The organism is Tatumella citrea (assembly GCF_002163585.1).
In the GTDB taxonomy this organism is placed as follows: Bacteria; Pseudomonadota; Gammaproteobacteria; order Enterobacterales; family Enterobacteriaceae; genus Tatumella; species Tatumella citrea.
Map to the genome: position 1 here is coordinate 3,330,701 of NZ_CP015579.1, position 25,617 is coordinate 3,356,317.

At 48.3% G+C, this 25,617-nt stretch carries 24 protein-coding genes; 7 read left to right on the forward strand and 17 right to left on the reverse strand.

The window, feature by feature from the left end; translation table 11 throughout:
• Positions 1-351 precede the first annotated feature (351 nt).
• Complete coding sequence (gene gmhB / locus A7K98_RS15905) at positions 352-918, reverse strand: D-glycero-beta-D-manno-heptose 1,7-bisphosphate 7-phosphatase (protein WP_087489434.1); 567 nt, start codon at positions 916-918, stop codon at positions 352-354.
• A gap of 667 nt (positions 919-1,585) precedes the next feature.
• Here gmhB and metN point away from each other — a divergent pair.
• From metN to proS, 6 genes are all read left to right on the forward strand, one after another.
• Entirely contained in the window at positions 1,586-2,617 is a 1,032-nt protein-coding gene (metN, locus tag A7K98_RS15915; protein ID WP_087489436.1) for a methionine ABC transporter ATP-binding protein MetN, read from the forward strand.
• The gene (locus A7K98_RS15920) at positions 2,610-3,263 is read left to right on the forward strand and encodes a methionine ABC transporter permease MetI (RefSeq protein ID WP_087489437.1); all 654 of its coding nucleotides are present in this window, start codon (positions 2,610-2,612) and stop codon (positions 3,261-3,263) included. Before metN ends, A7K98_RS15920 begins: the two co-directional genes overlap by 8 nt.
• A gap of 32 nt (positions 3,264-3,295) precedes the next feature.
• The gene (locus tag A7K98_RS15925) at positions 3,296-4,114 is read left to right on the forward strand and encodes a MetQ/NlpA family lipoprotein (RefSeq protein ID WP_087489438.1); all 819 of its coding nucleotides are present in this window, start codon (positions 3,296-3,298) and stop codon (positions 4,112-4,114) included.
• A gap of 126 nt (positions 4,115-4,240) precedes the next feature.
• Positions 4,241-4,645, forward strand: coding sequence for an Rcs stress response system protein RcsF (gene rcsF / locus A7K98_RS15930; protein ID WP_087490549.1), 405 nt, complete (start codon positions 4,241-4,243; stop codon positions 4,643-4,645).
• Complete coding sequence (tsaA, locus tag A7K98_RS15935) at positions 4,642-5,349, forward strand: tRNA (N6-threonylcarbamoyladenosine(37)-N6)-methyltransferase TrmO (protein WP_087489439.1); 708 nt, start codon at positions 4,642-4,644, stop codon at positions 5,347-5,349. The genes rcsF and tsaA overlap by 4 nt, the downstream gene beginning before the upstream one ends.
• Positions 5,350-5,444: 95 nt before the next feature.
• A complete protein-coding gene (gene proS, locus A7K98_RS15940; protein WP_087489440.1) occupies positions 5,445-7,160 on the forward strand; it encodes a proline--tRNA ligase in 1,716 nt (571 codons plus the stop codon).
• Positions 7,161-7,246: 86 nt separating this feature from the next.
• On the opposite strand, the gene arfB is transcribed toward proS, so the two are convergent.
• Entirely contained in the window at positions 7,247-7,666 is a 420-nt protein-coding gene (gene arfB / locus A7K98_RS15945) for an alternative ribosome rescue aminoacyl-tRNA hydrolase ArfB (protein ID WP_087489441.1), read from the reverse strand.
• Positions 7,663-8,208 carry a YaeQ family protein gene (locus A7K98_RS15950; RefSeq protein WP_087489442.1) on the reverse strand — a complete coding sequence of 182 codons (546 nt, stop codon included), beginning with the start codon at positions 8,206-8,208 and terminating at the stop codon, positions 7,663-7,665. Before A7K98_RS15950 ends, arfB begins: the two co-directional genes overlap by 4 nt.
• A 347-nt stretch (positions 8,209-8,555) precedes the next feature.
• On the opposite strand from A7K98_RS15950, the gene rof reads away from it, so the two are divergent.
• Entirely contained in the window at positions 8,556-8,816 is a 261-nt protein-coding gene (gene rof, locus A7K98_RS15955) for a Rho-binding antiterminator (protein WP_157665988.1), read from the forward strand.
• A 49-nt stretch (positions 8,817-8,865) separates the two neighbouring features.
• Here rof and tilS read toward each other — a convergent pair whose 3' ends face one another.
• The 14 genes from tilS to ispU all read right to left on the reverse strand — a co-directional run bounded on the left by tilS (position 8,866) and on the right by ispU (position 25,598).
• Entirely contained in the window at positions 8,866-10,185 is a 1,320-nt protein-coding gene (tilS, locus tag A7K98_RS15960; RefSeq protein WP_087489443.1) for a tRNA lysidine(34) synthetase TilS, read from the reverse strand.
• Between the two features lie 135 nt (positions 10,186-10,320).
• Positions 10,321-10,710: a VOC family protein gene (locus A7K98_RS15965; RefSeq protein WP_087489444.1), complete on the reverse strand. Its 390-nt coding sequence runs from the start codon at positions 10,708-10,710 to the stop codon at positions 10,321-10,323.
• Between the two features lie 141 nt (positions 10,711-10,851).
• Positions 10,852-11,811, reverse strand: coding sequence for an acetyl-CoA carboxylase carboxyl transferase subunit alpha (gene accA / locus A7K98_RS15970; protein ID WP_087489445.1), 960 nt, complete (start codon positions 11,809-11,811; stop codon positions 10,852-10,854).
• 12 nt (positions 11,812-11,823) lie between these two features.
• Complete coding sequence (gene dnaE / locus A7K98_RS15975; RefSeq protein ID WP_087489446.1) at positions 11,824-15,306, reverse strand: DNA polymerase III subunit alpha; 3,483 nt, start codon at positions 15,304-15,306, stop codon at positions 11,824-11,826.
• Between the two features lie 37 nt (positions 15,307-15,343).
• Positions 15,344-15,943, reverse strand: coding sequence for a ribonuclease HII (rnhB, locus tag A7K98_RS15980; protein WP_087489447.1), 600 nt, complete (start codon positions 15,941-15,943; stop codon positions 15,344-15,346).
• On the reverse strand, positions 15,940-17,085 hold the full coding sequence (lpxB, locus tag A7K98_RS15985) for a lipid-A-disaccharide synthase (protein WP_087489448.1): 1,146 nt from the start codon (positions 17,083-17,085) through the stop codon (positions 15,940-15,942). The genes rnhB and lpxB overlap by 4 nt, the downstream gene beginning before the upstream one ends.
• 3 nt (positions 17,086-17,088) lie before the next feature.
• Positions 17,089-17,877, reverse strand: coding sequence for an acyl-ACP--UDP-N-acetylglucosamine O-acyltransferase (gene lpxA, locus A7K98_RS15990; protein ID WP_087489449.1), 789 nt, complete (start codon positions 17,875-17,877; stop codon positions 17,089-17,091).
• Positions 17,878-17,879: 2 nt separating this feature from the next.
• Positions 17,880-18,335: a 3-hydroxyacyl-ACP dehydratase FabZ gene (fabZ, locus tag A7K98_RS15995; protein WP_038022936.1), complete on the reverse strand. Its 456-nt coding sequence runs from the start codon at positions 18,333-18,335 to the stop codon at positions 17,880-17,882.
• Positions 18,336-18,499: 164 nt separating this feature from the next.
• Complete coding sequence (gene lpxD, locus A7K98_RS16000) at positions 18,500-19,525, reverse strand: UDP-3-O-(3-hydroxymyristoyl)glucosamine N-acyltransferase (RefSeq protein WP_087489450.1); 1,026 nt, start codon at positions 19,523-19,525, stop codon at positions 18,500-18,502.
• 3 nt (positions 19,526-19,528) lie between these two features.
• Entirely contained in the window at positions 19,529-20,029 is a 501-nt protein-coding gene (gene skp, locus A7K98_RS16005) for a molecular chaperone Skp (RefSeq protein WP_087489451.1), read from the reverse strand.
• A gap of 111 nt (positions 20,030-20,140) precedes the next feature.
• On the reverse strand, positions 20,141-22,555 hold the full coding sequence (bamA, locus tag A7K98_RS16010) for an outer membrane protein assembly factor BamA (RefSeq protein WP_087489452.1): 2,415 nt from the start codon (positions 22,553-22,555) through the stop codon (positions 20,141-20,143).
• Positions 22,556-22,604: 49 nt separating this feature from the next.
• Positions 22,605-23,957, reverse strand: coding sequence for a sigma E protease regulator RseP (gene rseP / locus A7K98_RS16015; RefSeq protein ID WP_087489453.1), 1,353 nt, complete (start codon positions 23,955-23,957; stop codon positions 22,605-22,607).
• Between the two features lie 12 nt (positions 23,958-23,969).
• Positions 23,970-24,827, reverse strand: coding sequence for a phosphatidate cytidylyltransferase (gene cdsA, locus A7K98_RS16020; protein WP_087489454.1), 858 nt, complete (start codon positions 24,825-24,827; stop codon positions 23,970-23,972).
• 18 nt (positions 24,828-24,845) lie between these two features.
• The gene (ispU, locus tag A7K98_RS16025; RefSeq protein ID WP_087489455.1) at positions 24,846-25,598 is read right to left on the reverse strand and encodes a (2E,6E)-farnesyl-diphosphate-specific ditrans,polycis-undecaprenyl-diphosphate synthase; all 753 of its coding nucleotides are present in this window, start codon (positions 25,596-25,598) and stop codon (positions 24,846-24,848) included.
• Positions 25,599-25,617: the final 19 nt, after the last annotated feature.

Genomic DNA, 25,617 nt, shown 5'->3' on the forward strand with positions numbered 1-25,617 from the left:
CATTATGTGTTCACTCTTAAGACTTGATATTTTTTACGTCCGGAGACGCTGATATCAATCCTGCGAGTGCCCACACAGATTGTCTGATAAATTGTTAAAGAGCGTTGCAACTCAACCGTTTAGGTTGTCGCTGCGAGGTGGCGTATATTACGCTTTTCACCTCAGGAGTCAATCACTATTTCGTGATTTTTTCTCCGGACCGAATCGCTTCAGTCCCTGTCACGCCTTGGCGCATCGCGCTTTACCGTGTCAGTGGGAGCGCATTATAGGGAATGTTTTCAGGAGCGCAAGCCCAAATCAAAGTTTTTTTTCTGACTGCTGAAACTTCATACAAACTTAAGCGATTCGGGGCTATTTTGCGGAGTTTTTAATCAGTTCTGGTAATTCCGCCAGACTATTGAGTACGACATCTGCAGCAGATTCACTATCTGCGTTCAGCGGCTGACCACTGCGAACCAGTATTTTATGCCCTACTCCTGCAGCCTGAGCAGCCAACATGTCTTCTCGTTTATCGCCGACCATATAAGAAGCTGCCATATCGATATTCAGCTGTTTCTGCCCTGACAGCAACATACCCGGCTGCGGCTTACGGCAATCACATTGTTGAGTGTATTCAGCAACCACACCTTCAGGATGATGCGGACAATAGTAGATACCGTCCAGGTCAACGCCCCTGTCAGCCAGCGACCAGTCCATCCACTCGGTCAGTTGCATAAACTGATCTTCAGTATATTTACCACGTGCGATGCCAGACTGATTGGTCACTATCACCAGTGCGTAGCCCATAGCTTTCAGTTCATGCATCGCTTCGATAGCACCTTCAATAAACTGAAAATCATCAATCTGATGCACAAAACCATGATCAATATTAATTGTGCCATCACGGTCCAGGAAAATTGCCGGTATTTTGTTCGCCACTCATTCACTCCTCTGTTTAACTGCCAGCATTATCGCATGATCCACGACGCGTGTGCATTAAAAGCCGGAAAGTGGGATAGAGGAACGTTCTGCCATCCCGGAGAGGTTTATCGGGATCTAAGCAGGCAACAAACCAGTAAAGTCATTATGCCAGTTACACCCAAAGTTCTTTCATTTATATGGCAAGACTGCTTTGAGTCTCCGGGAGTCTGCATTCAGGGCATGAATGGTAGGTACTTCCACCTTATTAGCAGGAAGGTATTTAGTACTGGTTCATTCATTTCATTTGCCCGTAGTGCAATAACCAGTGATGTCCCTATACCGAAAACAACCAGAATGGTAATCGTCAGATGCCGCACTGACAGAACAGCCATCAGGACAACATTCATATCAAATTCAGTCATTGATAAGATTTTCTGCAGACCAGAATAGTAATAAATACCATAGCAAAGTGAGACAGGCAGAGATTAAAAAAGTCTCCCTTACCTTAAGCAATACCCGCCTGCCTTTTGATAACGATCAGATAGCTATCAGATATACTTAATGACGATAAGACTTTCATTGATTTAGACGTCTGGATGCCTTAACATCCACGCATTGACAGACATTGTCTCTGCATTTATGTCTGATAACCACGGAATAATCTTACAAAACAACGATTAATTAGATGATTAAATTAGAAAACATCAGTAAGGTCTTCAGCCAGGGCACCCAGACAATCACGGCATTGTCCGATGTTAGTCTGCATGTTCCTGCCGGCCAGATTTATGGTGTTATCGGCTCGTCAGGTGCCGGTAAAAGCACCCTTATCCGCTGCGTCAATTTACTGGAGCGTCCGACCTCCGGAAGGGTTCTGGTCGATGGCCAGGATCTGACCGCATTTTCAGAAAAGCAACTGACTCTGGCGCGTCGGCAGATTGGCATGATTTTTCAACACTTTAATCTGCTGAATTCACGTACCGTGTTTGGGAATGTGGCTTTGCCTCTGGAACTGGAAAACCGTCCGCGTGAAGAAATTAACCGTAAGGTCACCGGATTGCTGGAATTGGTTGGTCTGGCAGACAAACATCAATCCCGCCCGTCAAACCTGTCCGGCGGACAAAAACAGAGAGTAGCGATTGCCCGTGCTTTGGCCAGCGATCCTAAGGTATTACTCTGTGACGAAGCCACCAGCGCACTTGACCCGGCAACAACCCGTTCAATTCTGGAATTGCTAAAAGATATTAACCGTCGTCTGGGGCTGACTATCCTGCTCATCACCCACGAAATGGATGTGGTAAAGCGAATCTGTGATCAGGTTGCCATCATCAGTCAGGGCAAGCTGATAGAGAAAGATCAGGTGAGCGAAGTATTCTCACATCCTAAAACCCCACTGGCTCAGCAGTTTATTCAGTCAACTCTGCATCTTGATATTCCTGATGATTATCAACAACGCCTGAGCGCCACACCAACCGAAGGTAAAATTCCGCTTCTGCGTCTGGAATTTACCGGTGAATCTGTGGATGCACCTTTACTTTCAGAAGTCGCCCGCCGCTTCACCGTTGACTGCAATATTATCAGCGCTCAGATGGATTATGCCGGAGGGGTCAAATTTGGAATTATGCTCACTGAAATTAGCGGTGAACCGACAAAAAGCCAGGCGGCCATCGAATGGCTGCGTGAACAACATGTAAAAGCAGAGGTATTAGGGTATGTCTGAGGCCATGATTTGGTTACTGGCCGGCGGGGTCTGGGAAACACTAGTAATGACCTTTGTTTCGGGATTCTTTGGATTTGTGATAGGTCTTCCTGTTGGGGTACTGCTGTATGTCACCCGTCCGGGACAGATTATTGAAAACAAATCTCTTTACCGGACAATTTCAGCGATCGTTAACATCTTTCGCTCCATACCATTTATTATCCTGTTGGTCTGGATGATACCTTTTACCCGTGTTCTGGTCGGAACATCTATCGGGTTGCAGGCAGCTATCGTTCCGTTAACTATCGGCGCGGCTCCTTTTATTGCACGAATGGTGGAGAATACCTTACTGGAACTCCCTGCCGGGCTGATTGAAGCCTCACGTGCCATGGGAGCAACTCCGTTACAAATCATCCGTAAGGTTCTGCTACCAGAAGCATTACCGGGACTGATTAATGCCGCGACGATCACACTGATCACTCTGGTTGGGTATTCAGCTATGGGTGGTGCAGTAGGAGCCGGTGGTCTTGGTCAAATCGGTATCCAGTACGGTTATATCGGATATAACGCCTTAGTGATGAATACGGTATTAGTATTGTTAGTTATTCTGGTGTATTTAATTCAGTTTGGCGGTGACCGCATTGTGCGTGCCGTCACCCATAAATAAGACATTTAAATAATTTTTATTAAGGACGACTTATGACCTCTACCTTTAAGAAAATGGCCGCATTGGGTGCTCTGATCGGTGTTATCGCACTGGCAGGCTGCGACCAGAAGAGTAAAGAAGACCAGCATCATATCAAAGTCGGTGTTATCGCCGGCGCAGAACAACAGGTTGCTGAAGTTGCACAGAAAGTTGCCAAAGAAAAATATGGTCTGGACGTAGAACTGGTTACTTTCAATGATTACGTACTGCCTAACGAAGCCCTGAGCAAGGGTGATATCGATGCGAATGCTTTCCAGCATAAACCTTATCTGGATCAGCAAATTAAAGATCGTGGCTATAAACTGGTCCCGGTCGGTAACACCTTCGTTTACCCGATTGCCGGTTATTCCAAGAAAATTAAATCACTGAGCGAACTGCAGGATGGAGCTCAGATTGCTATCCCTAACGACCCGACGAACCTGGGACGTTCATTGCTGCTGCTGCAGAAAGTTGGCCTGATTAAACTGAAAGATGGTGTTGGCCTGTTGCCTACCGCACTGGATATTACCGACAATCCAAAACACCTGAAAATCGTTGAACTTGAAGCACCACAACTGCCACGTTCACTGGATGACGATAAAATTACTCTGGCCGTTATCAACACTACCTACGCCAGCCAGATTGGTCTGACTCCGGAAAAAGACGGTATCTTTGTGGAAGATAAAGATTCACCTTACGTGAACCTGATTGTTGCCCGCGAAGATAATAAAGACGCGGAAAATGTGAAAGAATTCGTTAAGGCATATCAGTCTGACGAAGTTGCTGAAGCAGCGAAAAAAATCTTCAATGGTGGAGCTGTCAAGGGCTGGTAAGCCGACGATAGTTCACAAGTAAGGGTGGCAGAAATGCCACCCTTTTTATTTATCCGCAGCTGCGGCTTGTTATTTTTTCACTCTCTTGTTTCAATAGCCGCAATTCTATTCTATGAGGGTATTTCCATGCGTCTGTTCCCGCTTTGCGTGTTTGCGTTAATGCTGACAGGCTGTTCTGTCCAACATGAAACACCAGCGCAACATCAGCCGCTAACCTCCGGCAGACACTCTGAACCTGAGCGCAGCCGACCGGTACGCCGGGCAGCTCCGGTGCAGATTTATACCACACCTACCGATCTGATTAATAAGCCGTTTCGCGATTTAGGAGAAGTGTCAGGCGAAGATTGCCAGTCAGACTCACAGGATTCACCGGCTAATATTAATACCGCCCGTAAGCGTATGCAGATTAAGGCTTCAGCATTAAAGGCCAACGCTGTGTTATTGCACCAGTGTGCTGTAATTACAACAACACCTGGCTGTTATCGCCAGGCAGTCTGCCAGGGCTCGGCACTGAAAGTTACTAACCAATGACCGGATTTACCTTTCAGCAGATCGGGGTTATCCACTCCCCGTGGAAAGAGAAATTTGCCGTACCGCGTCAGCCGGGCCTGATTACTCAGGGAAGTGGGGAATTGCATCTGCTATCTCCTTATAACCAGAGTGATGCAGTCCGGGGGCTGGAAAATTTTAGCCATCTCTGGGTTATGTTTATTTTTCACCAGACCATGGCTCAGGGATGGAACCCGACTGTCCGCCCTCCTCGCCTCGGTGGTAACCAAAGGATGGGCGTTTTTGCTTCACGTTCCACTTTTCGGCCTAATCCGTTGGGGATGTCACTGGTAGCGCTTAACGGAATACGTATTGCTAAGCAACAGGTCATTCTTGAGCTGGGAAGTCTGGATTTGATTGACGGTACCCCGGTAGTAGATATTAAGCCTTATCTGCCATTTGCTGAATCAATCCCTGATGCCAAAGCTGGCTATGCACAACAGGCACCGGATGCCAGCATGCCGGTAATATTTACTGCAGAGGCCCAACAGCAATTACAGCTTTTATCCGCCCGCTACCCTAATTTACCGCAATTTTTGGCTGAAGTTCTGGCCCAGGACCCACGCCCGGCTTACCGAAAAAATAGCGAAGATAAACATGAGTATGCCGTCAGACTGCTGGATTTTAATGTTCGCTGGAGAGTAATCGCCGGGAGTAATGAGGTTTTTGCTATTGAACCCGGTTAAATCACGCTTTTTGACAGCGTCACTCACTGATACACTAGCCACCAGCCAACAATAGTCTCTTTTCCGATCTTCCGTTTAACTGGAATATTATATTAATGCGTACTTCTCAATACTTGCTCTCCACTCTTAAGGAGACTCCGTCTGATGCTGAAGTCATCAGTCATCAGTTAATGCTGCGTGCCGGCATGATCCGCAAACTGGCATCAGGGTTATATACCTGGTTGCCAACGGGTATTCGTGTCCTCAGAAAAGTCGAGACTATCGTACGAGAGGAAATGAATAATGCCGGAGCCATTGAAATCAGCATGCCAGTAGTACAACCCGCCGATCTGTGGCAGGAAAGTGGTCGTTGGGAACAATATGGCCCGGAGCTGTTGCGCATTAATGATCGTAACGAACGTCCATTTGTACTCGGCCCGACCCATGAAGAAGTGGTTACCGATCTTATCCGTAATGAACTGAGTTCATATAAGCAGCTGCCACTGAATCTTTATCAGATTCAGACCAAATTCCGTGATGAAGTTCGTCCACGTTTCGGCGTCATGCGTTCCCGTGAATTTATTATGAAAGATGCCTACTCTTTCCATACTTCACAGGAATCATTACAGGAAACCTACGATGCAATGTATCGTGCGTACAGCCAGTCTTTCAGCCGTATGGGGCTGGATTTCCGCGCTGTACAGGCGGATACAGGGTCCATCGGTGGTAATGCTTCACATGAATTCCAGGTACTGGCAAAAAATGGTGAAGATGATGTGATTTTCTCCAGCGAATCAGATTACGCAGCCAATATTGAACTGGCCGAAGCCGTTGCCCCGGCAGGAGAGCGTCCTGCACCAACCCAGACAATGACTCGTGTAGATACTCCGAACGCGAAAACTATTGCTGAACTGGTTGAACAGTTTGGTATTCCGGTTGAAAAAACGGTTAAAACATTGCTGGTTAAGGCCTCGGAAGAGAGCGGTCATCGTCTGGTAGCATTACTGGTTCGTGGCGACCACCAGCTCAACGAAGTCAAGGCTGAGAAGCTGCCGGAAGTTGCGGCACCTCTGACGTTCGCCACCGAAGAAGAATTACGTAGTGAGTTAGGTGCGGGTCCCGGTTCACTGGGTCCTGTAGGTCTCACTCTGCCAGTTATCGTTGATCGCACTGTGGCTAAAATGAGCGACTTCAGTGCCGGTGCAAACATTGATGACCAACACTGGTTTGGTATTAACTGGGGCCGTGACCTGCCGGAAGCCAAAGTAGCCGATATCCGCAATGTGGTAGAAGGTGATATCAGCCCGGACGGTAAAGGTGTGCTACAGATTAAACGTGGTATTGAAGTTGGGCATATCTTCCAGTTGGGTACTAAATACTCTGAAGCAATGAAAGCTGCAGTTCAGGGAGAAGACGGACGTAATCAGGTACTGACGATGGGTTGTTATGGTATCGGGATTACCCGTATCGTGGCCGCCGCCATTGAACAGAATCATGATGAGCGTGGTATTATCTGGCCTGATGCTCTGGCACCTTTCCAGGTAGCTATTCTGCCAATGAATATGCATAAATCTTTCCGCGTCCAGCAACTGGCTGAAGAGTTATACCAGCAACTGCGGGCAAAAGGCATTGATGTCATTCTCGACGATCGTAAAGAGCGTCCGGGAGTTATGTTTGCCGATATGGAACTGATTGGTGTGCCTCATACAATTGTTATCGGTGATCGCAACCTGGATAACGAAGAGATTGAGTATAAAAATCGTCGTGAGTCTGAAAAGCAGATGATTAAAACCAGCGAAATCATTGCACATCTTACCGCTCAGATTGGCTAATCTTAACAAGCTGCCCCGGTTTTCGGGGCTGACAAAAAACACATTCGGGCGAATGTGTTTTTTTTTGCTTTCAGTTCTGTTGAGTATTACCCCAAATCCCGGACTTTACCGCGTAAACTTTTGGTGGTCGACTGCCGGGATTTCGACTGTAGTCGCCTGACTTTAGACGCCCTGGTCGGCCGCGTTGCTTTACGTGGCGCGTCTTCGTGAGTGAGTTCACGAATCAAATCGACCAACCGTTGTATTGCCTCAGCTTTATTTTTGTCCTGGCTTCGGAAAGATTGTGACTTGATGACCACAACACCCTCCGCAGTGATCAGATGATGGTTAACACTGAGTAGCTTCTGCTGAATCTCTTCAGAAAGTTGTGACGCGCGGATATCAAACCGCAGGTGTATCGCAGTAGACGCTTTATTCACATGCTGCCCGCCGGCACCCTGAGCACGAATGGCACTAAACTGCATATCTTCCGGATCCAGGCTAATCCTGCGGGTAACCTCAATCATTTTGCAGCCTGCCAGTGGTGTAATTGCAGTTCTGTATGACGTTCTCCGTCAGATAACCAAATGACACCTTCCTGAAGGGTAACCTGCAGATTCATATTCCGACTGGCAAATTCGCTCAGTTTCCCCAGTTGCTGATCATCGATATACCAGATACTCAGGTTGGAAAGAGTACTTAGCTTGTTCTGATTTTGCTGCCACCAGACCTGAGCCGCACGTTCACTGTAGGTGTACAACACAACCTGCCCGGCTAGCGCAGATGCTTTTTTCAGACGCCGCTCTTCAGGCAGCCCCAGTTCAATCCACAGTTTTACCGAGCCATAATCATAATGCAGCCAGATTTCAGGCTCTTCTTCAGCAGAAAGACCTTTAGTGAACTGCAAATGGTCATCCGCATTAAGTATCCATGCCAACAGTCGCAGCATCATACGTTCCTGAGTTTCAGAAGGATGCCGGGCCAGTGTCAGTTGTACATCAGTAAAATATTGACGATCGAGATCGGCGATATTGACTGTCGCTTTATAAATAGTTGCTTTTAAGGCCATGGCCCCTCCGATAACAGAATCCGGCTATTGTAACGGAAAGCAGTACGTGACAGATAATCCGAATATTTTTTTCATCGCAGGCAGCCGGAGATCTTCGGGATCTTGCGATTATTGCATCAACAGCATAGGCTGTTAGTGACAGAATTTTATCACCAGACCCGGAAATAAAAGGAGGTTTTGTGGATAAATATTGTGAATCAGCGCGCACACGCTATGATGAAATCATCAGGCACCTTCTGATAAATATCTCTCTGCCTGCAGGGGATTCAGAGATCACAGGGCGCGGATATTGCGCATTTTTCAGGGATTATGCGGGAGTTACCGCTAAGAATTCACGGTGAGCGACTATGTCAATGAATGATACCTATCAACCCATCAATTGTGATGATTATGACTACCTTGAACTCGCCTGCCAGCATCATCTGGAACTGATGATTGAACTGAAAAATGGCGAAAAGCTTCAGGCTAAAGCCAGCGACTTATTGCTGCGTAAAAAAGTCGAATATCTGATTGTCGAACTGAGTGGGCAACAGCGCGAACTTCGTCTGGACAGCATCAGCAGCTTCAGCCACCCGGAAATCGGCACGGTGGTTATCAGCGAAAGCTAAGTCTCCTTTGGGCAGCCTCAGCTGCCCTTTTCCCTTCTGTTACACGTATCTATGTTTCCCCTTGCAGCCATTGCAGATACCAACATTCCTGTTCCGATAACTCTGTCGGTTGAGCCTGCTTGCAAACAAATACGCCGGGAGCGCATACCGGTTCGTCGTTATAGAAGAGTATCGGGATATTCCCTCGTTGCCAGGGTGGAATCTGGCACTCCTGCCAGATTTTCTTTAGTTCCCGCCCGCGATCACGCCCTACAATATGCAAACGCCCCGTAACAGCGAACCGAACCGACAAATGTTCATTAATGGCAGGCTTCCGTATCCGAACCCCCGAAGAGGCAGACACCAGTTGACCAAGATGACCTGGTAGTGTCAGCGGTTGATTCCGATCAGCCCACTCAAGCTGGTTATTACGTAATCCACGGACGGGCCTGACCCACCATAACTGACTGGCATAACGACGAATCTCTCCGTTTCCGGCCACCAGACAAGGATTGGCATCTTCACGGCTACAGGCCACATCCTGCCAGAGTTGTGCTAACTGATTACGTGATGGCATCGCAGCTCCGCAATGTGCCAGCCAGCGACGCAGTATTGCTGCGCGTTTCAGGGGCGTCATTTCGGTAAGCGGGGGGATTGGCAGGCTATTCCGGGAGGTAATGAGTTGACCTAGTTCATCCTGTAATAATTCATCCAGTAAAGCTTCCTGCTCGCCACACAACTCTGCACTGCGGGCTACAGCTACCGGAAAATGGGGCCAGCGCTGCTCAAGTAGTGGCAGAATATTTAACCGTAAAAAATTACGGTCATAAGCAGGGTCACTGTTACTGTCATCATCGACCCACTGTAACTGGTGATATTCTGCATAATCTGTCAGTTGTTGCCGGGTAAAAGCTAACAACGGACGGACAATCGCACCGCCAGAAAACGGCAACACCGCGGGCATCGCTGCCAGCCCCGCCGGGCCGCTACCTCTTTTCAATGCCAGCAGTAAGGTTTCGCATTGATCATCCTGGTGATGAGCCGTTAATAATGCTTCTTCGGGCTTCAGCATATCGGCGAACACTGCATAACGAGCATGGCGAGCAGAAGCTTCTGTGCCCAGCCCTTGAGTGTTCAGTTTCACTCTTTCTACGGTTAACGGAATATCCAGTGACTGACAAACTGACCGGCAGTGTTCCGCCCATTGATCAGCATAACGACTGAGACCATGATGGATATGGATTGCACGCACAGCAATATTCTGCTGCCGGCGTAAACCTGCAACTGCGTGTAACAGCACCGTCGAATCCAGACCACCGCTGAATGCCACCAGCACCTGGCTGAACCCATAGAGAGAAATATTCCCGAAAAACCCGCGATTCTGGCCCATAGATTAGCTATCTGTCGGTATTGATATCCGGCACGTTACCGGGAAAGCAGATTTCATTCAAGCTACCGTCGTGGCTATATCTGTAGTGATCTCCTGAACAGTAACCAGTATTCACCTGTAGCTGCTCAGGGCATCTCAGTTCTGGCAAAGTTCCAGTGGCAGACCATCAGGATCGGCAAAAAAAGTGAATGGTTTACCGGTAATCGGATCTATCCGGATCGGCTCACATTCCACCCCCCGCTGTTTTAACTCCGCGACTGAGGCTTCAATATCATCTACATTGAAGGCCAGATGGCGTAAGCCAATAGCTTCCGGAAAACTGGGACGCGGGGGCGCTGAAGGAAATGAAAACAACTCAATAAGATACTCTCCGTTCAGGCTCAGGTCACCTTTCCAGGAGTCTCTCGCTTCACGGTAAGTTTCCTGTAACAGAGTAAACCCCAGGATATCGCAGTAAAATGCCCTGCTCGACGGGTAGTCAGAAGCAATAATGGCAATATGATTGATACTTTTTAGTCCGGGCACCGCGGCACTCCTGTTTAATCGTCCACAACGAGGGTCTACGCTAATGGACTAAAGTCAGGAGATCAAGAAGAGCAACATCCCTGCTGTTTGATTTCCACAAAAAAGGCCGCATTATGCGGCCTTTTTGGACTGAAAGAATGATCAGGCGTAGCCGTAATTCATTAACCGCTGATAACGACGGTCCAGTAACTGTTCCTCGCTCAGCGCATCCAGTTCAGCCAGGTCACTCAGCAACTGCTGTTTCAGGGACGCGGCAATAATTTCCGGATGGCGATGAGCACCACCCAAAGGCTCAGGAATCACGGTATCAATCAGATCCAGTTCCTTCAGGCGATTTGCAGTAATTCCCATGGCATCAGCTGCCAGAGGGGCTTTATCAGCACTTTTCCACAGAATTGATGCACAACCTTCCGGAGAGATCACTGAATAGGTGCTGTACTGTAGCATATTCACTTTGTCACCGACGCCGATAGCCAGTGCTCCGCCGGAACCACCTTCACCGATAACGGTACAAATGACCGGAACTTTCAGACCTGACATCTCACGTAAATTGCGTGCGATCGCTTCAGACTGACCACGTTCTTCAGCACCAACACCAGGATAAGCTCCCGGAGTATCGATGAAAGTGATCACTGGCATTTTAAAACGCTCAGCCATTTCCATCAGCCGCAGTGCTTTGCGATAACCTTCCGGGGCCGGCATTCCGAAATTACGGCGAATTTTTTCTTTAGTTTCACGGCCTTTCTGATGACCAATGATCATCACTGGCCGACCGTCTAAACGTGCAATACCGCCGACGATAGCTTTATCGTCCGCGTAAGCACGGTCTCCCGCCAGTTCATCAAAATCATCGAACGCATGGCGGATATAATCCAGGGTATATGGACGCATTGGATGGCGCGCAAGTTGCGCCACCTGCCATGCACCCAAATCTGAGAAAATTTTACGGGTCAGCTCTACGCTTTTTTCACGCAGACGCTGAACTTCCTCATCCAGATTAATATCGTGTTTTTCATCCTGACGACCAATTGAAGTCAGCGAATCAATTTTCGCTTCCAGTTCTGCAATTGGTTGTTCAAAATCCAGGTAATTAAGACTCATAATGTTCCTGTTTTAGTCAAACTCCAGTTCCACCTGCTCCGATCCTATCAACGAACGCAAATCGTTTAGCAGACGATCACTGGGCGAGATTCGCCACGATGCACCAAAGCGTAACCTGGCCCGAGCATCCTCTCTCTGATAGTAGAGATGTACCGGAATGGTCCCCGAACGATGTGGCTCCAGGGACTGACGGAGACGGTTTAAAAGCTGGTCATCAATTTGCCTGTCCGTCAGCGAGATAGCAAGACCACGGGCATATTTTTCCCGGGCTTCGTCAATATCCATAACTTCCCTGGCAGTCATTTTCAGTCCGCCACTGAAGTCATCAAAGCTGACTTGTCCGCTAACGATCAGAATACGATCTTTTTCCAGCAAATGCTGGTATTTATCAAGCGCATCAGTGAAAAGCATGATCTCCAGACGACCGGAACGATCATCCAGAGTACAGATGCCAATACGATTACCTCGTTTGGTCACCATAACTCGTGCAGCCAGAACTAATCCGGCAGCAACGGTTATCTTACCACGTTCTGTCGGGTGCATATCTTTAAGACGCGCCCCCCCGACATAGCGCTCAATTTCTTTCAGGTACTGGGTGATCGGGTGACCTGTCAGGTACAATCCTAACGTTTCCCGTTCACCATCCAGCTGCACCTGTTCCGGCCAAGGCATCACACTGGCATAAGACTGTTCCACCTGTTCAGGTTTTTCAGCCAGTACACCAAACATATCCGCCTGGCCAATCGCCTCAGCTTTCGCATGCTGATCGGCAGCCTTTAATGCTGCATTCAGGGAGCTCATCAATGCAGCACGATGAGGCCCCAACCGATCAAAGGCTCCGGACATTATCAGTTTTTCCATCACCCGGCGATTTATTTTTTTAATATCTGTTCTGGCGCACAGGTCAAATAACTCTTTAAAGTAGCCACCATTGTTTCGTGCTTCGAGAATCGCCTCTATCGGCCCTTCCCCGACACCTTTTATTGCACCAATACCGTAAACGATTTCACCGTCATCGTTGACATGGAACGGGAACAATCCGGAGTTAATATCCGGCGGCAGAACTTTAAGCCCCATACGCCAGCATTCATCTACCAGCCCCACCACCTTTTCGGTGTTATCCATATCCGCGGTCATTACTGCCGCCATAAACTCTGCCGGGTAATGGGCTTTCAGCCATAAGGTCTGGTAGGACACTAAAGCATAGGCAGCTGAGTGAGATTTGTTAAATCCGTAACCGGCAAATTTCTCTACCAGGTCAAAGATTTTCATCGACAACTCACCGTCAATTCCCATCGACTCTGCACCGTCACGAAATACCGATCGCTGCTTAGCCATCTCTTCCGGTTTCTTTTTACCCATCGCACGGCGCAGCATATCTGCTCCACCAAGGGTATAGCCGGCCAGAACCTGGGCAATCTGCATTACCTGTTCCTGATACAGGATAATGCCATAGGTGGGCTCCAGCACCGGTTGCAGTGACTCATGCTGCCACTGAATATCCGGATAGGACAACTCTTCACGGCCATGTTTACGGTCAATAAAGTTATCTACCATCCCGGATTGCAGGGGCCCCGGACGGAACAATGCCACCAGCGCGATCATATCTTCAAAACAGTCCGGTTTCAGACGTTTTATCAGGTCTTTCATGCCCCGGGATTCGAGCTGGAAAACAGCCGTAGTTTCCGACCGTTGCAACATATCAAAACTTTTCTTGTCGTCCAGCGGAATAGACGCGATATCGATCGGCGGTTCGCCCAACTTTGCACGCCTGGCATTGATCATTTCCAATGCCCAGTTAATGATAGTCAGGGTACGCAGACCGAGGAAGTCGAACTTCACCAGCCCGGCATATTCGACATCATTTTTATCAAACTGTGTGACCGGATGCTGCCCGAACTCATCGCAATATAAGGGAGCAAAATCCGTAATTTTGGTCGGTGCAATTACCACACCACCGGCATGTTTACCGGCATTACGGGTGACGCCTTCCAGCTTACGCGCCATGTCGATCAGCGCTTTGACTTCTTCGTCAGCCTCGTATATTTCCGGCAACTGAGGTTCTGCTGCAAAAGCTTTTTCCAGCGTCATTCCCGGATCCGGAGGAACCAGTTTAGAGATCCGATCGACGAATCCATAAGGATGGCCCAGCACCCTGCCCACATCCCGGATAACCGCTTTTGCAGCCATCGTACCGAAAGTGATGATCTGCGAAACCGCATCACGACCGTACATTTCCGCAACATGATCAATAACCAGATCACGTTTTTCCATACAGAAATCGACATCGAAATCTGGCATAGATACACGTTCAGGGTTCAGAAAACGTTCGAACAGCAGATCAAATTCCAGCGGATCAAGATCGGTGATTTTCAGTGCATAAGCGACCAATGATCCTGCTCCGGATCCCCTTCCAGGACCGACCGGTACGCCGTTATCCTTCGACCACTGTATAAATTCCATAACGATGAGGAAGTAGCCCGGGAATCCCATCTGGTTGATAACCCCCAGTTCAATTTCCAGGCGCTCATCATAGGGAGGTCTTTTTTCAGCACGTACAGTCGGGTCCGGAAACAGAAATTCAAGCCGTTCTTCTAATCCTTTACGTGAACTGTCTACCAGGAAGTCTTCGGTGCTCATTTCCCCGGTTGGAAACTGGGGCAAAAAGTACTCACCCAGTCTGACAGTTACATTACAGCGTCTGGCAATTTCAACGCTGTTTGCCAGTGCAGCAGGAATGTCGGCAAACAACTCGCACATTTCTGCTTCACTGCGCAGATATTGTTGTGAGCTGTAAAGACGAGGGCGTTTGGGGTCATCCAGGGTGTAGCCATCGTGAATAGCCACGCGGATTTCATGCGCATCAAAATCATCGCTATTCAGAAAACAGACATCATTGGTGGCAACTACCGGAATATCATGTTCAACGGCCAGCTCTATGGCCAGATGCAGATAATCTTCCTCATCCTGGCGGCCGGTACGATGCAATTCAAGATAGAAACGGTCATGAAAATATTGCTGATAAAATTCAAGACACTGCCGTGTCAGACTATCATTACCGCGTAATAGACTTTTACCAACATCACCTTTACGCCCACCGGACAGCAGAATCAAACCTTCACCTAATTCCACCAGCCAGTCGCGATCGATCACCGGCCCCTGAGGACCATAACCACGCTGATAAGCTTTAGAGATCAGTAAAGTAAGATTCTGATAGCCGGTGTTGTTGGCTGCCAGAACGGTCAGAGCACTAAGTTCATCTCCGGTAAGTTCACTGGCAACCAGGAAATCTGCTCCGATAATCGGTTTGATTCCGGCCCCGTGGGCAGAACCATAGAATTTCACCAGACCACACAGATTAGTAAAATCTGTAATAGCAATTGCCGGCATTTCCAGAGCTGCTGCAGCTTTTACCATTGCACCCGTTTTCGCTAATCCATCAATCATGGAATAGTCACTGTGTACATGCAGATGTATAAAACGGGGTTCAGCCATAGAGTATCCGGTAATACAATTTAAGAGATAAGTGAAATCAGTTTCGACCCGTGTTCAGAACATTTCTGACCGGTGCAAAACTACGGCGATGATGAGGCGTTGCTCCCAACAAACCCAGTTTTTCGAGGTGGTAAGCTGTGGGATATCCCTTATGTTTAGCAAAACCATATTCAGGATAAACAGCATCCAGCTTCGCCATTTCATCATCGCGGGTGACTTTAGCAATAATAGATGCAGCACTAATTTCTGCCACCAGACTGTCACCTTTTACTACTGCCTGGGATTTCATGGGTAGAGACGGACAACGGTTACCATCAATGAGTACCCAGTCAGGAGTGACAGAAAGCCCGGCAACTGCTCTTTGCATCGCCAGCATAGTGGCATGTAAAATATTGAGCTGGTCTATCTCTTCCGGCTCTGCGCGTCCCAGGCTCCAGCACAGCGCCTTCTCTTTAATCTCATCAAACAATGCCAGCCGGCGTTTCTCGCTGAGCTTTTTGGAGTCGGCCAGTCCCTGGATCGGATTTGCAGGGTCAAGTATTACCGCAGCGGTCACCACGGCGCCAACCAGCGGTCCGCGGCCAACTTCATCCACGCCAGCAATTAACGTTGCCTGTGGGTAAATAAATTCTGTCATGATACTAACTCCAGTACTGCCTGTGCTGCCTGTTCATCTGCATTCCAACGAATTTGCTGATGCAATTCGGTAAAGGTTGCGAGGAGAGCCGTTCGTTCAGGCCCCTGATGCAACAGAGGCTCGAGTGCAGCTGCCAGCAATTCAGGCTGGCAATCATCCTGGAGTAATTCCTTTACCACTTCTCTGCCTGCGAGTAGATTCGGCAGAGAAACCCACTCAGTTTTTACCAGGCGTTTAGCCAGCCAGAAAGTAAACGGCTTCATGCGATAGCCGACGACCATCGGGCATTTTGCCAGCATGCATTCAAGCGCAGCGGTACCAGAAGCCAGAATAGCAGCATCACTGGCAATCATCACCTCACGAGCCTGACCATCAACCAGGTGCAATACCAGCTCAGGAGCTACCTCAGATTTGATCTGCTCAAATTGCTCACGGCGACGAGCATTGACCATAGGTACAACAATTTCGAGCGCCGGATAACGCACACGTAGTATCTGCGCAGCCTTCAGAAAATCAGCACTCAGCATCTCAACTTCAGCACTCCGGCTGCCAGGCAATAATGCCAGACAGAGAGCCTCTGACGAAATTCCCAGTTTTTCCCGTGCTGCAGACTTGTCCGGAACCAATGGCAAACTGTCAGCCATGGTATGACCAATAAACCTGCAGGGAACATCATATTTATCGTAGAAGGCTTTTTCAAACGGCAGGAAGGCCAACACCAGGTCGGTATTACGGCCAATCTTAAATACCCGTTTCTGTCGCCAGGCCCATACTGACGGGCTGACGTAATGAATAGTCCGGATACCGGCCTGTTTCAGACGGCCTTCGAGCGGAATATTAAAATCGGGAGCATCAATACCGACAAAAACATCGGGTCTGAGGGCAGTCAACCGTCGGGTCAGGTCACGCCGGATATGCAGCAACCGGGGGAGCCGGCCCAGCACTTCGACGATCCCCATGACGGCAAGCTCTTCCATTTCGTACCATGCTTCACAGCCTTCTGCCTGCATAAGCGGCCCGGCGACACCAACGAAACGGATATCAGGATGTTTTGCTTTTAAAGCCCGGATAAGGCCAGCACCAAGAATATCGCCGGAGGTTTCCCCGGCGATCAGTGCAACTGTCAGAGGACGTATCACCATTCGTTACCGAATGATTCCACGGGTTGAACGGTCGAAAAAGTCGTAAAACGGCTGAACTTCACTGTGCTGTTTTGCCAGAGCTTCAATCTCTGGTTTCACTTCATCCAGTGTCTTACCACTGCGGTACAGTAATTTATAAGCGTTACGAATAGCGTGTAGCGCCTCTTTACTGAACCCACGGCGTTTCAGACCTTCAATATTAATACCGAACGGTGTGGCGTGGTTGCCCTGAGCAATAACATAAGGAGGGACATCCTGAGCAACGCCTGAACATCCACCAACCATCACGTGCGCACCAATCGTGCACCACTGATGTACCGCAGTCATACCACCAATAATAGCGAAATCATCTACCGTCACATGGCCGGCGAGAGTCGCATTATTCGCAAAAATACAGCGGTTACCAATCTGACAGTCATGTGCAATATGGGTATTGATCATCAGAAGATTATCACTGCCTACTACAGTGACACCACCGCCCTGCGTCGTCCCGCGATGAATCGAGACACTTTCACGAATACGGTTGCGATCCCCGATTTCAACACGGGTTTCTTCTCTCGCGTATTTGAGATCCTGGTTTACTTCACCGATTGAAGCAAACTGGTAAATCTCATTCTCTTTACCAATCCGTGTATGACCATTGATCACGACGTGCGACTTAACGACAGTCCCTTCGCCAATCTCAACATGAGGTCCTATAACACAGAACGGGCCAATCTGAACGCCAGGTCCGATGATGGCACCGTCTTCAATGATAGAGCTGGGGTGAATGCTGGCGGTTTTATCAATCACGTTTATGCCTCCCGGCTACGTGCACACATCATTGTTGCTTCACAGACAATCTTACCGTCAACAGTAGCAACGCCACTGAAACGCGTCAAACCACGACGGGTTTTCTCGAAAGTGACTTCCATCACCATCTGATCTCCCGGTACGACAGGTCTTTTGAAACGTGCGTTATCAATACCAGCAAAATAGTACAGTTCACCCGGTTCCAGTTTACCAACACTTTTGAATGCCAGAATACCGGTGGCCTGTGCCATTGCTTCAAGAATTAACACACCTGGCAGAATAGGTTTCCCCGGGAAATGCCCCTGGAAGAACGGCTCATTGACAGTCACATTTTTCACTGCACGCAGATACTTATGTGGCTCAAAATCTTCTACACGATCTACCAGTAAAAATGGATAGCGGTGTGGCAGAAGCTCCAGAATCTCTTCAATTTTCAGAGTATGTATTTCAGTAGTCAAAATACTCTTCCTGTCCTAAAAATCTGTTATCAATAATAACACGACCCGCATGCTCAAAAAGTGCACCGCAGGTCGCAAATAGAAAAATATCGAGTCAGCTCAATGTTTCCCGGATGCATGCTGAAATCAGTCACAACATCCTGCGGAACAGGCCGGTATTATGGTTAGTTATCTTTACCGACTTTACGCTCGATGGCCTTCAGTCGTTTACTCATATCATCGATATTCATTACCAGCGCAGCTGTTTTGCGCCAGACTTTGTTCGCCTGAAGAGGTATCCCGGAAGAGTAAACCCCGGATTCAGTGATAGGTCGCATCACCATTCCCATACCAGTGACGGTGACTTTATCACAAATCTCCATATGACCATTAATCACACTGGCGCCGCCAATCATGCAGTAACGACCAATTTTCAGGCTACCGGCCATGATAACACCACCAGCGACTGCTGTATTGTCACCAATTATAACATTGTGTGCAATCTGGCATTGGTTATCTATGATAACACCATTACCAATCTGAGTGTTATCCAGCGCTCCGCGGTCAATTGTGGTACAGGCACCGATTTCTACACGGTCACCGATAATGACTGAACCGAGTTGAGGGATTTTAACCCAGTTGCCCCGGTCGTTGGCGTAGCCGAAACCGTCGGCACCAATCACTGTCCCGGACTGCACCAGACATTGCTGACCAATCACAACTTCATGGTAGACCGACACATTTGCCCAGAGTTTTGTCCCTGCACCGATGCGGGTATTCTTACCAATAAAGCAGCCAGCACCGATAACCACGTTATCACCCAGCTCAACGCCTGATTCAATCACGGCATTTGCGCCCACTGAAACATTTGAGCCCAGTTTCGCGGCAGGTGAAATTACCGCACCAGGTGCAATATTTTCTGCAGGAGAAGGGGTACTGTCGAGGATCTGAGCCATACGGGCATATGTCAGATAGGGATCTTTTACCACCAACGCCGCACTATGACACCATTCCAGATCGGCTTCCGTCAGCACCACAGCATCTGCTTTGCAGTGCGCAAGTTGCTCGCGGTAGCGACTGTTTGCCAGAAATGTAATTTTCCCGGGGACTGCAGATTGCATAGAAGCAATGCCGGAGATGGCGATATCACCATCTCCGTGCAATTCTGCATCTAACTGCTGAGCTAAGTCAGCCAGTCGAATAGATGACATTAATTATTTAACCTGTTTCAGCACGTCAGCAGTGATATCTTTTGCATCAGTTGCGTAGGCAACAGCGTTTGAATCGATAACAATATCATAGCCTTCGCTGGTTGCAACTTTCTTCACTGCAGCCTGAATCTGAGTCAGCAGTTTGTTACGCTCTTCAGTCTGGCGACGACGGTTGTCATCTTCAAAAGCCTGCGCTTTTTCAGAGAAAGCCTGGCGTTTAGCCATGATGTCTTTCTCAGTACTAGCGCGAACACTGGCTTTCATTGTAGAAGCGTTACGCTGGAAATTCTGCATCTGGGCCTGAAGAGCACGTTCCTGAGCTTGCAGATCAGTTGCACGACCTTTGAACTCGTTCTCAAGCTGACGGGCGATCGCAGCACGCTGTGGCAGCTGCTGGAAAATATTAGATACGTTGACTACTGCAATTTTGTCAGCGGCCTGTGCTGCTACAGAAGAAGCAGCCAGAGCGAGACCAAGACCTGCGGCACATAACAACTTTTTCACTATAAACTCCTTACCATCACCGTTTGTGTCTTAGACACTGTTTTTGCAAAAACAAAACAGCAGGTTATGCTGTTTTGTTGCAATACACTTTAGCAAATTACAACCTGTAATTTACCAGGTATTTCCGATATTAAACTGGAACTGCTCCGCTTTATCACCATCATACTTCTTAACAGGCTGGGCATATGAGAACACCAGCGGACCTAACGGCGACATCCACTGTAAGGAAACACCCGTTGAAGCACGGATATTACCGGCTTTACTATAGTCAGGAATACCTAAGGCTTCAGTTTCCGCGGTATTCTGCCATTTAGTATCCCATACTGTACCGGCATCAAAGAATACCGAGGTACGCAGTGAGTTACTGTATTGTTGACTGACAAACGGTGTCGGAGTGATTAATTCCAGGCTGGCGACAGCCATAGCATTACCACCTACCGCATCATCCGATTTACAAAGGCTGTTGCTACTGGTTCCACAATTCGAACTGCTACCGTAGTTATTATATACCGCTTTTGGCCCCACGGTATTTGACTGGAAGCCACGGACAGTACTGGAACCACCGGCATAGAAGTTTTCATAGAACGGCATTTCTTTACCGCCCAGACCATCACCATAGCCCAGACGGCTCCGGCCGAGTAATACCCAGGTCCGGTTTTCGTTTAACGGCACATATTGCTGAGTATCAAACGTCAGCTTGTAGTAGCTGTTATCAGAACCAGGAATAGTGATTTTACCATTCAGGTTAGTTCGGTTACCTGAGGTTGCGAAGAAACCACGGTCCAGGGTGTTATAGGTCCAGCCATAGTTAAAGGTAAAATCATCCGATGAATAAGTACTGTCGTCATTATCGGTGCTAAAGTTTTTACCCATTGATTTGAAGTAGCGCCACATCGCAACCTGGGGTTGCATATTCGACAAATCATTATGTACATAACCAAGCCCGACACGCAGGGTGTTATTCTCGTTGACCGGGAAGCCGAGCGTACCGTCCAGACCATAACTACGGTTAGTATAGTCAGACAAGTCAGCATCATCTGCTTTAAAGTCATTATAGAATAAACGCCCACCCAGACTCACACCATCAACGGTGAAGTACGGATCGGTCATCGACAGCTCTGCATAGGTCTGGTAATCGTTTTTGGTACCACTGATACCCACGGTATTACCAGTACCCATCCAGTTTTCCTGGGTCACACCCACCTGGAAGCTGACGCCACTTTCTGTGCCGTAACCCAGACCAATATTAAAGGTCCCGGTGTTACGCTCTTTCACCTTATAGATAACATCGACTTCGTCCGGTGAACCAGGTACGCGCTGAGTATCCACATCAACACTTTCAAAGTAGCCGGTACGATTCAGACGTTCTTTACCCTGCTCTACCAGGTTACTGCCCAGCCACGCACCTTCCATCTGGCGCATTTCGCGACGTAGTACGGAATCTTTAGAGGTAGTATTCCCCTCAAAGATCACTTTACGCACGTAGTAACGATTTCCGGCATTTACACTGATATGCAGTTTTACAGTTTTGTCTTTGTCATTAATTTCTGGCTGAGTCATAACCTGCGGATAGGCATATCCGTAGTTACCCAACAGTTTCTTAATGCTGTCTTCAATATGTGTAACTTTAGTTCCGTTATACAACTCACCTGGCTTAATTTTAGCCAGCTGTTCGATTTCAGCAGAATGGCCAGCCATATCACCATTCACCTCGACACCGGCAATCTTATATTGATTGCCTTCAGAGATGTTTACAGTGATATAGATCCCTTTCTTGTCCGGAGTCAGACTGACCTGGGTTGAATCGATATTAAACCGTGCATAACCGCGCTCCAGATAGAAGCTACGCAGAGTTTCTAAGTCACCCGCCAGTTTCTGCTTCTGATATTTACGGTCAGCAACCACGTTCCACCATGGCACCTGGTCCCGTAACTGGAAACGTGAGATCAGTTCGTCAGAACTGAATGCTTTGTTACCGACGATGTTAATCTGCTGAATCTGAGCAGATACACCCTCGACAAAGACAAATTTCAGATCAACACGGTTACGTGGCAGGGGGGTCACAATCGCTTTTACGTTGGCGGTATATTTACCGACGCTGTAATAGAAATCTTCCAGCCCCTTCTCAATCGAAGAAATTGTCGTACGGTCAAGAGCATCGCCCACGCGAACCCCGGACGCTTCCAGGTTTTGCTTCAGCTGATCATCTTTAACCGCTTTGTTACCGGAGAAAGTGATACTGGCAATCGTCGGGCGCTCTTTGACCTGGACTATCAGGTCATTACCGTCACGCAGTACCTGAACATCTTCGAAATTACCGGTTGCGAAAAGTGAACGAATAGTGTTTCTGATATCATCATCATTTACTGAATCACCAACACGAACAGGCATGCTGAGCAATGCCGCCCCGACGGCGACTCGCTGCAACCCTTCGAAATGAATATCTTTCACTACGAAATCGTCTGCACCGTACACGGTGGCGCTGCTGAACAGCAGCGACGCTATGAGCAACTTTTTCATCGCCATCGTTATTATGCGTGTTCCTAACACATCCCCGTTAGCAGAATTCCACTCTCTACAAACGTGAGAAATCATTGAAAAGTGCAAGCCCCATTAACAACACCAGCGCAACAGAGCCAATGCGATAACTAAAGTCCTGAACTCGCTCAGACACCGGCCCGCCTTTGATCTTTTCGACCAACAGGAAGAGCAGATGCCCACCATCTAACACCGGTAACGGGACAAGGTTAAAGATCCCCAGATTGACACTAATCAACGCCAAAAACATCAAATAGTATATCATTCCGTACTCAGCTGAAGCACCAGCTCCCTGGGCGATGGATATCGGCCCGCTTAGGTTATTCAGCTTTATATCACCAGTCACTAATTTTTCCAGCATTGACGCTGTCAGCTTCACAAGTTGCCAGGTTTTTACCGAGGCTTCACCTATTGCCACTACAGGCCCGTACTGTCGCAATACTTTGTATTGATCCGGCAGAGGCTGAACACGGGGAATAACTCCCGCAAACCCTTCCTTGCCCTGACCAGCTGATTTGACCGCTGGAGTCATGGTTAATTCCCGAACTTCACCACTACGTTCAACCTGAACCTGCAGCGGTTTACCCGGATTATCCCTGACATCAACCACAAAAGATTGCCAGTTTTCTATAACTTTACCATCGACTTTAACGATCCTGTCTCCGGCTTGCAAACCTGCCATTGCTGCAGGTGAATTTTTCTGCACCTGTGCAAGAGTGGTTTCGATGACCGGACCCTTTGGAATAATTCCCAGCGAGGTCACAGGATCCTGTGTTTTAGGATCGAAAGCCCACTGCCGCAGGTCCAGGTGTCTTACCACTTCATTTGACTGGCCGAAAGGAGATAAAGTTACAGTTGCTTCACTGTCACCAATTTTCCCTATCAATGCCATTCTCACAGCATCCCAGTCAGGCGTTTCGATACCGTCAATTGCTTTAAGTTCCATTCCCGGCTGAATTTGGGCCTGCTGAGCCACAGAGTTGTTGGTTATTTCACCGGTCACCGGCTTTATGCCTGGTACACCATGCATAAAAACCAGCCAGTAAGCAAACACAGCGAAGATGAAATTTGCGACAGGACCCGCAGCAATAATAGCTGCGCGCTGGCCAACTGTTTTACGAGTATAGGCCTGATGAAGGCGGTCGGCAGGAACTTCACCGGCACGTTCGTCCAGCATTTTGACGTAGCCGCCCAGCGGGATGACAGCAATAACATACTCGGTCCCTTGTTTGTCTTTCTTACGCCATAACGCAGGACCGAAACCGATAGAGAAGCGTTCTACCCAAACACCGCAGCGACGGGCAACCCAAAAGTGGCCAAATTCATGGACGGTAATCAGAATCCCTAGTCCGACAATGAATGCGCCAATACTCCAAAGTATGCTTCCCATCACATGACTTCCTTAAACGATATGGAACACCAGCAGTAGCAGACACGCAAAAACCGGTACCGCAGCCGTCAGGCTATCGATACGGTCAAGTATACCGCCATGTCCCGGAATCAGATTTCCGCTGTCTTTAATACCCGCTTCCCGCTTGAACATACTTTCGGTCAGGTCGCCAAGAACTGACGCCAGGGTAGCGAAAATAGCGCAAATAATCAGAGTTTTAGTGTCGACGGATAAAGGAGCCAGCCTTGAAAATACCCAGGCAATAATCGCGGAAGTCACCAGTCCCCCCAGAAATCCTTCGAGAGTTTTCCCCGGTGAAACTTTGGGCGCAAGTTTATGCCTGCCAAACAGCTTACCAAACATATAAGCTCCGGAATCTGCGCCCCATACCAATAACATGACAAACAGCAACCACCACGCACCTGTGAAGTGATCAATTTCGTAATGGTATTGACGCAGTGCAATCATTCCCCAGAAAAACGGGATCAGGGTTAACGCTCCAAACACCAGACGCAGGAAGCGAGACTCACGCCAGAGCACTGCCGATTTTGGGTAAAATAACACCAGAACCAACGCTACACACCACCAACTGAGTGAGACATACAATGAGAGTGAAACCGGTGGCTGATGGATATCATGCTGATAGGGAGGTAATGGCAGCATCATCAACGCCAACACCAGGCCAAACAGGACGGCCAGCCAGATACGTTGTTGTGTGTTGACCAGCCCGGCAAACTGACCCCATTCCCAGGCTGCCAGCATGCAAATAATCAGAACAATAATATTGAAGCCGATAGGTGGTAACCAGAATAATGCAATGATTACCAACGGAATCAGAATCATCGCGGTAATCAAACGTGACTTTAACAAAGGTTACCCCCGCTCCATTTATGCGCCATCCGGTGCTGCGCCGCCAAACCGGCGTTCCCGTAAAGAGAAGGCATCCAGTGCACCCTGAAAAACATGATCATCAAAATCGGGCCAGAGAACATCGCTAAAATAAAATTCTGCATAGGCTACCTGCCACAACAGAAAATTACTAATCCGATGCTCTCCCCCTGTCCTTATTACTAAATCAACCGGGGAGAGTTTGCACAGACAAAGCTCATCACCCAGCAGTTGTTCAGAGATATTTTCCGGGGCTAACTCACCCTGCTGTACCAGATGTGCCAGTTTCCTGACGCCATCGACAATATCCCAGCGACCGCCATAATTTGCGGCAATATTAAGCGTCAGACCACTGTTTTCGGCCGTCAGAGACTCTGCCAGTCGAATGCGTTCCTGAATCCGGGCACTGAAACGCTTAACATCGCCAATCACTTTCAGGCGTACATTGTGTTTATGTAAACTTTTAACTTCACTGTCGAGTGCCCAGATAAAAAGCTCCATCAGTGCTGAAACTTCCTGTTCGGGACGGTTCCAGTTTTCGCTGCTAAATGCATACAGCGTCAGTGCTTCCATCTCTTTCGTGACAGCAAATCTGACCGCACGTCTTACGGCTTTTGCTCCGGCCCGGTGTCCTGATATACGTAACTTTCCCTGGTTTTTCGCCCAGCGACCGTTACCATCCATAATGATAGCAACATGCCGCGGTAGAGCCCTGTGTGTATCAGGGATATGTTCTTGGTATAGGGACGACATAATGCGTATTAAATTCCTT

Coding starts and splice junctions, on each gene's coding strand:
- proS (WP_087489440.1), top strand. CDS start 5,445: ATGCGTACTTCTCAATACTTGCTCTCCACTCTTAAGGAGACTCCGTCT.
- lpxD (WP_087489450.1), bottom strand. CDS start 19,525: ATGTCATCTATTCGACTGGCTGACTTAGCTCAGCAGTTAGATGCAGAA.
- rcsF (WP_087490549.1), top strand. CDS start 4,241: ATGCGTCTGTTCCCGCTTTGCGTGTTTGCGTTAATGCTGACAGGCTGT.
- A7K98_RS15920 (WP_087489437.1), top strand. CDS start 2,610: ATGTCTGAGGCCATGATTTGGTTACTGGCCGGCGGGGTCTGGGAAACA.
- bamA (WP_087489452.1), bottom strand. CDS start 22,555: ATGGCGATGAAAAAGTTGCTCATAGCGTCGCTGCTGTTCAGCAGCGCC.
- A7K98_RS15950 (WP_087489442.1), bottom strand. CDS start 8,208: ATGGCCTTAAAAGCAACTATTTATAAAGCGACAGTCAATATCGCCGAT.
- A7K98_RS15925 (WP_087489438.1), top strand. CDS start 3,296: ATGACCTCTACCTTTAAGAAAATGGCCGCATTGGGTGCTCTGATCGGT.
- ispU (WP_087489455.1), bottom strand. CDS start 25,598: ATGTCGTCCCTATACCAAGAACATATCCCTGATACACACAGGGCTCTA.
- accA (WP_087489445.1), bottom strand. CDS start 11,811: ATGAGTCTTAATTACCTGGATTTTGAACAACCAATTGCAGAACTGGAA.
- arfB (WP_087489441.1), bottom strand. CDS start 7,666: ATGATTGAGGTTACCCGCAGGATTAGCCTGGATCCGGAAGATATGCAG.
- rseP (WP_087489453.1), bottom strand. CDS start 23,957: ATGGGAAGCATACTTTGGAGTATTGGCGCATTCATTGTCGGACTAGGG.
- rof (WP_157665988.1), top strand. CDS start 8,556: ATGTCAATGAATGATACCTATCAACCCATCAATTGTGATGATTATGAC.
- tilS (WP_087489443.1), bottom strand. CDS start 10,185: ATGGGCCAGAATCGCGGGTTTTTCGGGAATATTTCTCTCTATGGGTTC.
- lpxB (WP_087489448.1), bottom strand. CDS start 17,085: ATGGTGATACGTCCTCTGACAGTTGCACTGATCGCCGGGGAAACCTCC.
- metN (WP_087489436.1), top strand. CDS start 1,586: ATGATTAAATTAGAAAACATCAGTAAGGTCTTCAGCCAGGGCACCCAG.
- tsaA (WP_087489439.1), top strand. CDS start 4,642: ATGACCGGATTTACCTTTCAGCAGATCGGGGTTATCCACTCCCCGTGG.
- dnaE (WP_087489446.1), bottom strand. CDS start 15,306: ATGGCTGAACCCCGTTTTATACATCTGCATGTACACAGTGACTATTCC.
- rnhB (WP_087489447.1), bottom strand. CDS start 15,943: ATGACAGAATTTATTTACCCACAGGCAACGTTAATTGCTGGCGTGGAT.